Annotated in this window: 11 protein-coding genes and 1 pseudogene; 10 read left to right on the forward strand and 2 right to left on the reverse strand. The window is 55.0% G+C overall.

The genetic code is table 11. The annotated features are described in order from the left end of the window. Nucleotides 1–15: 15 nt before the first annotated feature. Nucleotides 16–2,214, forward strand: coding sequence for a Zn(II)/Cd(II)/Pb(II) translocating P-type ATPase ZntA (gene zntA, locus WM46_RS18200; protein ID WP_102602970.1), 2,199 nt, complete (start codon nt 16–18; stop codon nt 2,212–2,214). 99 nt (nt 2,215–2,313) lie between these two features. Here zntA and tusA read toward each other — a convergent pair whose 3' ends face one another. Next, nucleotides 2,314–2,559 carry a sulfurtransferase TusA gene (gene tusA / locus WM46_RS18205; RefSeq protein WP_042323034.1) on the reverse strand — a complete coding sequence of 82 codons (246 nt, stop codon included), beginning with the start codon at nt 2,557–2,559 and terminating at the stop codon, nt 2,314–2,316. Nucleotides 2,560–2,863: 304 nt separating this feature from the next. Here tusA and WM46_RS18215 point away from each other — a divergent pair, with 304 nt between their 5' ends. Then, complete coding sequence (locus tag WM46_RS18215; protein ID WP_102602971.1) at nt 2,864–3,529, forward strand: 7-cyano-7-deazaguanine/7-aminomethyl-7-deazaguanine transporter; 666 nt, start codon at nt 2,864–2,866, stop codon at nt 3,527–3,529. 77 nt (nt 3,530–3,606) lie between these two features. Next, nucleotides 3,607–4,164: a DcrB family lipoprotein gene (locus tag WM46_RS18220; RefSeq protein ID WP_044327800.1), complete on the forward strand. Its 558-nt coding sequence runs from the start codon at nt 3,607–3,609 to the stop codon at nt 4,162–4,164. Nucleotides 4,165–4,167: 3 nt separating this feature from the next. Here the strand turns inward: WM46_RS18220 and WM46_RS18225 are convergent, their stop codons facing one another. Further along, a complete protein-coding gene (locus tag WM46_RS18225; protein ID WP_102602972.1) occupies nt 4,168–5,385 on the reverse strand; it encodes an MFS transporter in 1,218 nt (405 codons plus the stop codon). A 131-nt stretch (nt 5,386–5,516) separates the two neighbouring features. Here WM46_RS18225 and WM46_RS18230 point away from each other — a divergent pair, with 131 nt between their 5' ends. From WM46_RS18230 to WM46_RS18260, 7 genes and pseudogenes are all read left to right on the forward strand, one after another. Continuing rightward, nucleotides 5,517–6,566 carry an AI-2E family transporter gene (locus tag WM46_RS18230; RefSeq protein WP_102602973.1) on the forward strand — a complete coding sequence of 350 codons (1,050 nt, stop codon included), beginning with the start codon at nt 5,517–5,519 and terminating at the stop codon, nt 6,564–6,566. A 372-nt stretch (nt 6,567–6,938) separates the two neighbouring features. Continuing rightward, entirely contained in the window at nt 6,939–7,316 is a 378-nt protein-coding gene (locus WM46_RS18235) for a hypothetical protein (protein ID WP_187394509.1), read from the forward strand. Between the two features lie 69 nt (nt 7,317–7,385). Continuing rightward, nucleotides 7,386–8,447, forward strand: a complete 1,062-nt coding sequence (locus WM46_RS18240; protein ID WP_061076030.1) for a methyltransferase — start codon at nt 7,386–7,388, stop codon at nt 8,445–8,447. 54 nt (nt 8,448–8,501) lie between these two features. After that, nucleotides 8,502–9,224 (forward strand): beta-ketoacyl synthase chain length factor, encoded by a 723-nt coding sequence (locus WM46_RS18245; protein ID WP_102602975.1) that lies wholly within the window; start codon nt 8,502–8,504, stop codon nt 9,222–9,224. Next, nucleotides 9,221–10,035 (forward strand): annotated as a pseudogene (locus WM46_RS18250) (lysophospholipid acyltransferase family protein). Before WM46_RS18245 ends, WM46_RS18250 begins: the two are co-directional and overlap by 4 nt. Then, the gene (locus WM46_RS18255) at nt 10,016–10,273 is read left to right on the forward strand and encodes a phosphopantetheine-binding protein (protein ID WP_042998497.1); all 258 of its coding nucleotides are present in this window, start codon (nt 10,016–10,018) and stop codon (nt 10,271–10,273) included. The pseudogene WM46_RS18250 and the gene WM46_RS18255 overlap by 20 nt, the downstream one beginning before the upstream one ends. Before the next feature lie 12 nt (nt 10,274–10,285). Continuing rightward, entirely contained in the window at nt 10,286–10,537 is a 252-nt protein-coding gene (locus WM46_RS18260; RefSeq protein WP_102602976.1) for an acyl carrier protein, read from the forward strand. Nucleotides 10,538–10,540 lie beyond the last annotated feature (3 nt).

Here is a 10,540-nt window from a genome sequence, read left to right on the forward strand (position 1 = left end):
CAACCGGAGGATGCCATGTCGATACCTGCTCACGATGGCAAAAAAGCCCCACAATTTTCATCTTTTAAGCCTGCTCCCTCGCCGCAGAAGTCCGATGACTGCTGCTGCGAAGGTACATGCTCTCCCCCTGAATCCGTTGTCGATACGGTAAAAGGCACCCGCTACAGCTGGAAAGTGTCCGGAATGGACTGCGCCGCCTGTGCCCGCAAAGTGGAAAATGCAGTGCGCCAGGTCAGCGGCGTCAACCAGGTCCAGGTGCTGTTTGCCACCGAGAAGCTGGTCGTCGACAGCAACGGCGATCTCCGCCAGCAAATCGAGCACGCGGTGCAAAAAGCGGGTTACACCCTACGCGATGAACAGGCGAAGGAAGAGGCTCCTGAATCACGCTTTAAAGAGAACCTGCCGCTGCTGACGTTGATCGTCATGATGGCGCTCAGTTGGGGACTGGAGCAGTTCAACCACCCGTTTGGCCAGTTAGCATTTATCGCCACGACGCTGGTCGGCCTGTTCCCGATTGCCCGCCAGGCGCTGCGTCTGATTAAAACCGGCAGTTGGTTTGCCATTGAAACGCTGATGAGCGTCGCGGCTATCGGGGCGCTGTTCATCGGCGCCACGGCAGAAGCGGCAATGGTGTTGCTGCTGTTCCTGATTGGCGAACGCCTCGAAGGCTGGGCCGCCAGTCGTGCCCGTAAAGGGGTCAGCGCGCTGATGGCGTTGAAACCAGAAACCGCGACGCGTCTGCGCGATGGCGTACGCGAAGAGGTGGCAATCAACACCCTGCAACCGGGCGACATCATTGAAGTCGCTGCCGGGGGACGTCTGCCTGCCGACGGTAAACTGGTCTCTGGTTTTGCCAGTTTTGATGAGAGTGCGCTGACGGGAGAGTCGATCCCGGTGGAACGCGCCACCGGTGATAAAGTCCCGGCGGGGGCGACCAGCGTGGACCGTCTCGTCACGCTGGAAGTACTCTCTGAACCAGGCGCCAGCGCGATTGACCGCATTCTGAAGTTAATCGAAGAGGCCGAGGAGCGTCGTGCGCCAATCGAGCGTTTTATCGACCGCTTCAGCCGGATTTATACGCCTGCGATTATGGCCGTCGCCCTGCTGGTGACGCTCGTCCCGCCGCTGCTGTTCGCCGGCTCCTGGCAGGAGTGGATTTATAAAGGGTTAACGCTGCTGCTGATCGGCTGTCCGTGTGCGCTGGTCATCTCCACGCCTGCGGCCATCACTTCTGGACTGGCGGCAGCGGCCCGTCGCGGGGCATTGATTAAAGGCGGCGCGGCGCTGGAACAGTTGGGCCGTATTACCCAGGTCGCCTTTGATAAAACCGGGACGCTGACCGTCGGGAAACCGCGCGTCACGGCGATTCATCCAGCCACCGGCGTCAGTGAGTCTGAACTGCTGGCGCTGGCGGCAGCCGTCGAGCAAGGCGCAACGCACCCGCTGGCGCAGGCCATTGTGCGCGAAGCTCAAACCACAGGTCTGACAATCCCGTCCGCCGAGGGGCAACGGGCGCTGGTAGGGTCAGGTATTGAAGCACAGGTGAATGGCGAAAGCGTTCTGATTTGCGCTGCCGGTAAACGTCCTGCCGACGCCTTTTCCGGAGAAATTAACCAGCTTGAAAGTGCCGGGCAGACGGTCGTTCTGGTCCTGCGCAACGAGACCGTGATCGGCGTCATCGCCCTGCAGGATACGCTGCGCGACGATGCTCGCACTGCCATCCGCGAACTGAACACGCTGGGTGTGAACGGCGTGATCCTGACTGGCGATAACCCGCGCGCAGCGGCCGCCATTGCTGGCGAACTGGGTCTGACGTTTAACGCCGGGCTGCTGCCGGAAGATAAAGTGAAGGCGGTCACCACGCTGAATCAACAGTCGCCGCTGGCGATGGTAGGTGACGGCATTAACGATGCGCCAGCGATGAAGGCCGCCGCGATTGGTATCGCGATGGGGAGTGGGACGGATGTCGCGCTGGAAACGGCGGATGCCGCACTGACGCATAACCGCCTCACGGGGCTGGTGCAGATGATCCAACTGGCGCGCGCGACCCACGCCAATATCCGTCAGAACATCACCATTGCGCTGGGACTGAAGGGGATATTTCTCGTCACCACGCTGCTCGGAATAACGGGTCTGTGGCTGGCGGTGCTGGCGGATACCGGGGCGACGGTGCTGGTCACCGCTAACGCACTGCGGTTGTTACGTAAAGGGTAGAGCCTATTTCTCGCCTGATGGCGCTAACGCTTATCAGGCCTACAGGCTGTTCTTCATTCGTAGGCCGGATAAGCGTTAGCGCCATCCGGCATAACAAGATTACTGGCCTTTACGCACCAGATAGCGGTACGGCAGAGAGTCGGTCTCTTTTGCCACCAGCTCATGTTCCATAAAGGTACAAAACCCGGGAATATCACGGGTGGTCGCCGGATCGTCCGCCACAATCAGCAGCGTTTCGCCGGTCTGCATGTTGCGTACGGTTTTACGCACCATCATCACCGGTTCCGGGCAGCGGAGTCCCTGGGCATCAAGGGTATGGTCGGGAGAGGAAAACAGATCGCTCATCGTGGTCTCATTCGCTAAAAAAACGGCTGTAGTTTACGCTCAGTTCGGGCGTAAGCCAATCAGGTTAACGATTGCGTGAAAAATAGCCATTGCAATGCCACCGCAAAGCAGTATTATGCGGCGGCCTGAAAAAGGAAGACGCGTTATTGGTGCAGTCAGTTTGTTTGAGGCCAGCGCACAGCGCCCGGAACGTACACGTCGTACGTGAAGAGCGCGAGCACTGCCCGAGAGCAAAATGGCCATGCAATAGCGTGTAGCACGAATTGGGTTCCCTCACCCCAATCATCAATTAAAAAGGTACAACATGAATGCATTTACACACTCGCAGCGCGTAAAAGCGTTGTTCTGGCTATCGCTATTCCATCTGCTGGTGATCACCTCCAGTAACTACCTGGTCCAGCTCCCGGTCTCCATTTTTGGTTTTCACACCACCTGGGGCGCGTTTAGCTTTCCGTTTATTTTCCTCGCTACCGACCTGACCGTGCGAATTTTTGGCGCGCCATTGGCCCGTCGAATTATCTTTGCGGTGATGATGCCCGCATTGCTGATCTCCTATGTGATTTCGTCGCTGTTCTATATGGGCTCCTGGCAGGGATTCGGCGCGCTGATGCACTTCAATCTGTTTGTTGCCCGTATCGCGGTCGCCAGCTTTATGGCCTATGCACTGGGACAAATTCTTGATGTGCACGTCTTTAACCGCCTGTGTCAGAACCGCCGCTGGTGGATGGCACCGACGGCCTCGACGCTGTTTGGCAACGTTAGCGACACCCTCGCTTTCTTCTTTATTGCGTTCTGGCGCAGTCCGGATGCCTTCATGGCCGAGCACTGGATGGAAATCGCCATCGTCGATTACTGTTTCAAAGTGCTGATCAGCATCCTGTTCTTCCTGCCGATGTATGGCGTATTGCTGAATATGTTGCTGAAAAAACTGGCAGATAAATCTGAAATCCCGGCCATGCAGACAAGTTGAGCTAAAGGTTCCTTTTCCGGGTTGTGATAAGATGAACAGATGCGCCGTTATGGCCGTTTATCGAAAGGAAGAAGTCAATGCGTAATCTGGTTAAATATGTCGGTATTGGCCTGCTGGTTATGGGGCTGGCGGCCTGTGATAATAGTGATACAAAAGCGCCGGCAGAAGGCACGGCGGCAGAAAGCAACGCAACCGGTCAGCCGGTTTCTCTGCTGGATGGCAAACTGAGTTTCTCACTGCCGGCAGATATGACCGATCAGAGCGGCAAGCTGGGTACGCAGGCCAACAATATGCACGTCTACTCTGACGCGACCGGCCAGAAAGCGGTGATTGTTATCGTCGGCGATAACACCAACGAAGAGCTGTCTGTGCTGGCAAAACGCCTTGAAGATCAGCAGCGCAGCCGTGACCCGCAGTTGCAGGTGGTGACCAACAAATCCATCGAGCTGAAAGGTCACACGCTGCAACAGTTAGACAGCATCATCTCGGCGAAAGGCCAGACGGCTTACTCTTCTGTGGTGCTGGGTAAAGTCGATAACCAACTGCTGACTCTGCAAATTACGCTGCCAGCGGACGACCAGCAGAAAGCGCAAACGGCCGCTGAAAACATCATCAATACGCTGGTTATTCAGTAACCATCAGGATGATGAGACGGCCTCTGGCGATTCCTGCAGAGGCCGTTTTTTTAACCGCCAGGTTAACAGCAGCGCAACCGCCACCAGACCTGCCGCCGCCAGATAAATGACCGGAACCCCCGCCCAACTCATCACCAGCCCAGCCAACGGTCCCGTCACCCCCAGTGACAGATCCATAAACACCGTATAAGTTGCCAGCGCCGAGCCCTGATTCTGCTGCGGCACCGCTTTTACCGCTACCACGCCAAGCGCCGGGAAGACCAGCGAAAACCCCATTCCTGTCAGCAGTACACCGATTTTTGCCATCCACGGCACCATCGCCACGCCCACCAGCAACAGTCCAACAATCTCAACGCTAAAGCAGATCATCGCCACATTCAGACCGCCCAGGCGGTTGATGCCGTTCGGAAACAACAGACGCGTACCGATAAATGCACAGCTAAACAGGGTGAGCGCGAATGCCGCGCCGTCCCAGCCTTTGGCGTCATAGAACAGGGTGATAAAGGTGGCGATCACCCCGAAACCTGCCGAGGCCAGCGCCAGCGCCATTCCGTATAGCCAGACGCGTCCAAGCACCGCGCGAAACGGCAAAGGCTTCCCTTTGCTCGCTTTCACCGCAGGGCGCGGAATCGCTAACAAAATGGCCAGCAGCGCGATCCCCATGATAATCAGCGCTAATCCCTGTAGCCCGCCCCAGCTGTAAAACAGCACGCCGAGCGGCGCGCCGACCGCCATCGCCCCGTAGGTCACAATGCCGTTCCAGGAGATCACCCGCCCGATATGCAACGAGCCCACCACGCCCACACCCCATAGCGTCGAGCCGGTCCCGGCGAAGCTCTGTCCAATCCCCAGGATCACACGCCCCAGACAGAGCAGCAATAAACTGACGACCGGCCAGCTACTGGCGCTTCCTGCCAGAAAATAGCCCGCCCCGCTGAGAAAACAGCCGCACAGGCCAAAAACCACAATCTTTTTTGGCCCGAGCAGATCCGCATAGCGTCCCGCATGAGGGCGGCTGAGCAAGGTCGCGAAGTATTGCAGGCTGATGACCAGACCCGCCCAGAAGGCGCTAAAGCCCATGACATCATGCACATAGCCGGGCAAAACCGCGAGCGGCAGGCCGATGGTCAGGTAGCTGGCACAGTTGAACATCACAACAGAAACAATGCGCAGATTGAGGCGCAATCCATTAAGCGCCGGTTCAGCGACGGGTTCGGGCATGGGGGATCACCACGTTTTTACAACAATGTTTCATTTCTACCACGCTACGCCGGGAAAATCAGCAGCCAGATTAGGAATATCGGCAGCCAGCGAGCCGCTACACTTAATGAAAATCAAAAAAGGATGTAAACATGACAACCCCTCAGCCCGACAAAGCCGGTCTACATATTCTGCTCAAACTGGCCTCGCTGGTCGTCATTCTCGCCGGGATCCACGCCGCTGCAGATATCATTGTGCAACTGTTGCTGGCGCTCTTTTTCGCCATTGTCCTCAATCCACTGGTCACCTGGTTTATCCGTCGGGGAGTGAAACGCCCGGTGGCGATCACCATTGTGGTGGTCGTAATGCTGTTCGTGCTCACCGCGTTGATTGGCGTGCTGGCGGCCTCGGTGAATGAATTTATTGCCATGCTGCCGAAATACAACAAAGAACTGACGCGCAAAGTGCTGTATGTGCAGGAGATGATGCCGTTTTTAAATCTGCACATGTCTCCGGAACGGATGTTACAACGCATCGACTCCGACAAAATTGTCACCTTCACCACCACGCTGATGACCGGGCTGTCAGGCGCGATGGCCAGCGTCATTCTGTTGGTGATGACCGTCGTTTTCATGCTGTTTGAGGTCCGCCATGTGCCTTACAAAATGCGTTTTGCGCTGCATAACCCGCAAATCCACATTGCCGGACTGCACCGGGCGCTGAAGGGCGTTTCGCACTATCTGGCGTTAAAAACGCTACTCAGCCTGTGGACCGGACTCATCGTCTGGCTGGGACTGGAGCTGATGAACATTCAGTTTGCCCTGATGTGGGGGGTGCTGGCGTTCCTGCTGAACTATGTACCCAATATTGGCTCGGTGATTTCCGCTGTTCCGCCAATGGTTCAGGCGCTGCTTTTCAATGGCGTCTATGAGTGCGTGTTGGTGGGGGCGCTGTTTCTGGTGGTCCATATGGTATTGGGCAACATGGTTGAACCGCGCATGATGGGCCATCGCCTGGGCATGTCGACGCTGGTGGTGTTTCTTTCTTTACTGGTTTGGGGCTGGTTGCTCGGCCCGGTGGGGATGTTGCTCTCCGTTCCCCTGACCAGCGTCTGTAAAATCTGGATGGAGACCACAACAGGCGGCAGCAAACTGGCAATATTACTGGGCCCAGGGCGGCCGAAAAATCGATTACCGGGATAAATCCGCCCTACCAACCAGGGTAGTTTTATTCACTTACAGGTGAAAGTATTATAAGGCGCGCTTTTGTTACCTGGACGTTTCAATAAGCGCGCGGTTTCCTTCGCGAAATGCGTTCCAGGTTTTTCCGCAGTGCATTTAATCCAAATTAAATGATATCGACAGTTTAATTTAAGTGAAAACTAACTAATACCATGATAATCCGGAAGATAAACGTTCTGCCGTGTGCATGAATTAATTTCAGAATTTTCACGGTGTTCCGTCAAAGTTAACATTAAAAATAGTCGGTATTATTGTTACTAAAACTAAATTCAGAAATGCATTCAACGTTAATATAAATAGTGATTTTGATAGGGAGTTTTCATGAAACAATACATTAAGTGGTTTGCGGCGATTGCCGTTGTCGGTGCGCTGGCAGGTTGTGCGCGTACTGCCCCCATCGATCAGGTTCACTCTTCAGTGACTGCAGGCCATACCCAGGATCAGGTGAAAAACGCGATCCTGAAAGCAGGCGTTCAGCGTAAATGGATCATGACGGAAGCGGGTCCAGGCGTGATCAAAGCGCGTCAGCAGTCTCGCGACCACGTCGCAGAAGTGCGTATTACCTACACCGCCTCCAGCTACGATATCAAATACGACAGCAGCCTCAACCTGCAGGCTTCTGGCGGTAAAATTCATAAAAACTACAACCGCTGGGTACGTAACCTGGATAAAGACATTCAGTTGAACCTGTCTGCGGGTGCGGCTCTGTAATAACGCCTAAAGTCGGGCCGCGTTCGGCCCGATAATCTCTTTTTGTTTTCTTAACAGGTTGTACTCGCCATGTACGAACAGGATCCCCTCAGCGCACTGGATGCGATCACTGAAGCGCAGCGTATCGCCTTCGCCCCCATGCTGTTTCAAACCGCACTTTGCCTGCGAAATGCTGATGTACTGGCCTACCTTGACCGCCAGGGTAAACAGGGTGCAACGCTGGAAGACATTACCGAAAACAGCCACGTCAACGAATATGCGGTCAGCGTATTACTGGATATGGGATTAAGCGGGCGCATCATCACCCATAAAGCGGGACGCTATTATCTGGCGAAAATCGGACATTTCCTTTTGCATGACACCATGACTCGCGTGAATATGGATTTCACCCATGATGTCTGTTATCAGGGATTGTTCTTTTTAGAGAATGCCCTGAAAGAAGGAAAACCGTCCGGGTTAAAAGTGTTTGGCGACTGGCCCACCATTTATCCGGCATTGTCGCAATTACCGCCGTCCGCACGTGAAAGTTGGTTCGCCTTCGATCATTACTATTCTGACGGGGCGTTTGACGCGGCATTACCGCATGTATTCGCCAGTTGTCCTGCAACCCTGTACGATGTAGGCGGAAATACGGGAAAATGGGCAATACGCTGTAGTCAATTCGACGAAAATATCGCGATAACGTTATTAGATTTGCCACAACAAATTGCACTTGCCCGCGAAAATATCGAAAATGCAGGATTATCCGATCGCATCGATTTTCATGCAGTGGATATGCTTGGCGACGCGCCTTTACCCACCGAGGCCGATATCTGGTGGATGAGTCAATTTCTTGACTGTTTTTCACCGGAGCAAATTGTCGCCATGCTCAGCAAGGTTGCCCGTGTGATGAAACCCGGCGCAAGGCTGTGCATTATGGAGCTGTTCTGGGATGCACAGCGTTTTGAAGCCGCCTCATTCAGTTTGAATGCGTCTTCGCTTTATTTTACCTGCATGGCGAACGGCAACAGCCGTTTCTACAGCGCAGAGAAATTTTATGGCTATCTGGACAAGGCAGGGTTCCAGGTGGACGAACGCCACGACAACTTAGGCGTTGGACATACCTTATTGATATGTCAGAAGAAAAAATAACAAAGTAGCATCTGAACGCTACTGGAATCACCGGTTTACCGCGGACGCGCGTTGATGAAATTCTCACTAAACATTACCGACTGGCGGGCGATGGCGCCAGGTCTGAGCGAATTGATACAGTGGCTGCAATGGTCACGGCATCCGTACGCCATCGATCCGTCGGCGGCACAAGGCAAACTGCGTGAACTGCCGATGATGACCGCCCGTCGTCTTAGCTCCGGCAGTAAACTGGCCGTCGAGTGCGGGCTGGCGATGCTGCGTCGCCACGATATTGATGCGGTGCTATACACCAGTCGCCACGGAGAACTCGAACGTAACTACCGGATTCTGCATGCGCTGGCGACGGAGCAGGCGCTCTCGCCGACCGATTTTGCCCTGTCGGTACACAATTCAGCGGTGGGCAACCTGACCATCGCGGCTAAACACCCTATCGTCTCGTCATCACTTTCTGCCGGGCGCGATAGCTTCCAGCAGGGGCTATGTGAAGTCATCTGCCTGCTACAGGCGGGTTATCAGCGTGTGCTGATGGTCGATTTCGACGGTTTTCTTCCCGAGTTTTACCACCCGCGCCTCCCGGAAAATATGCCAACCTGGCCTTACGCCACCGCGCTGGTCTGTGAAGCAGGCAACGACTGGGTGTGTCAGAGCGAACCGACTCAGGCTGGCACTGAAACGGCACTCCCGCAAAGCCTGTTGTTTTTACAGCACTATTTGCAGAATGCCAGCTCGTTTACCCTTCCGGGTGAGCGAGTGAACTGGCACTGGAGTCGGTCATGAAAGGGGTTATCTCCATGCTGAACCGACTCTGGCGGATCGCCATGACCGGCTTCTGCTTCGCCCTCTTCGGACTCGGCGGGCTGCTGCTTTCGGTCGTCTGGTTTAACATTTTATTAGTGTTCGTATGGGACAATGCCCGGCGTCGCCGCATTGCCCGACGCAGCATTGCCGCCAGTTTCCGTCTCTTTTTAACGGTAACCCGGGTGCTGGGCGTGCTGGATTATCAGATGAACGGGGTGGATATTTTGCGTCAGGAACGCGGATGTCTGGTGGTCGCAAATCACCCCACCCTGATCGATTATGTCCTGCTGGCGTCGGTGATGCCCGAAACAGACTGTCTGGTGAAGAGCGCACTGCTGAAGAACCCGTTCCTTAGCGGCGTAGTGCGTGCCGCGGATTATCTGGTGAACAGCCAGGCCGACGCCCTGTTACCAGCCAGCCAGCAACGCCTGGCGCAGGGCGATACGATTTTAATTTTCCCCGAAGGCACCCGCACTCGCCCCGGCGAGACCATGACGCTGCAACGCGGCGCGGCCAATATCGCCGTGCGCTGCGGCAGCGATATTCGCGTAGTGACCATCCATTGCAGCCAGCGCATGCTGGATAAAGAAAGCAAATGGTATCAGGTCCCCCCACAAAACCGCTGTTTACCGTCGAGGTACGCGAGCGGGTGAAGATTGACCACTTTTACGACGCAAATTTACAAGAACCGGCGCTGGCGGCAAGACAGCTAAACCGGCATCTTTTGCTTCAATTACAACCAGGTACGTTACCTCTCTCAGGAATTAATGATGCAAGCGCTTTATCTTGAAATTAAAAATCTCATCATAACAACATTGAATCTGGACGAACTGTCGACAGACGACATTGACACCGAGGCGGCGCTGTTTGGCGACGGCCTGGGGCTGGACTCGATTGATGCCCTGGAACTGGGACTGGCGGTAAAAAATCAGTACGGTGTGGTGCTTTCCGCGGAAAGTGAAGAGATGCGTCAGCACTTCTTCTCCGTCGCCACGCTGGCATCGTTCATTAATGCGCAACGTGCCTGAGGAGAGTCCGTTATGACCGATCAACACGCCATTTATGACGAAGTCTCTGCGCTGCTGGTTAAGCTGTTTGAGATAGACCCGCAGGACATCAAACCTGAGGCGCGTCTGTACGAAGATCTTGAGCTGGACAGCATCGATGCGGTCGACATGATCGTCCATCTGCAAAAGAAAACCGGTAAGAAGATCAAGCCGGAAGAGTTCAAAGCCGTACGCACCGTGCAGGATGTCGTTGTCGCGGTAGAACGCCTGCTTAAAGAAGCCTGATTC

The sequence above is a fragment of the Citrobacter freundii complex sp. CFNIH2 genome, assembly GCF_002880615.1.
In the GTDB taxonomy this organism is placed as follows: Bacteria; Pseudomonadota; Gammaproteobacteria; order Enterobacterales; family Enterobacteriaceae; genus Citrobacter_A; species Citrobacter_A amalonaticus_F.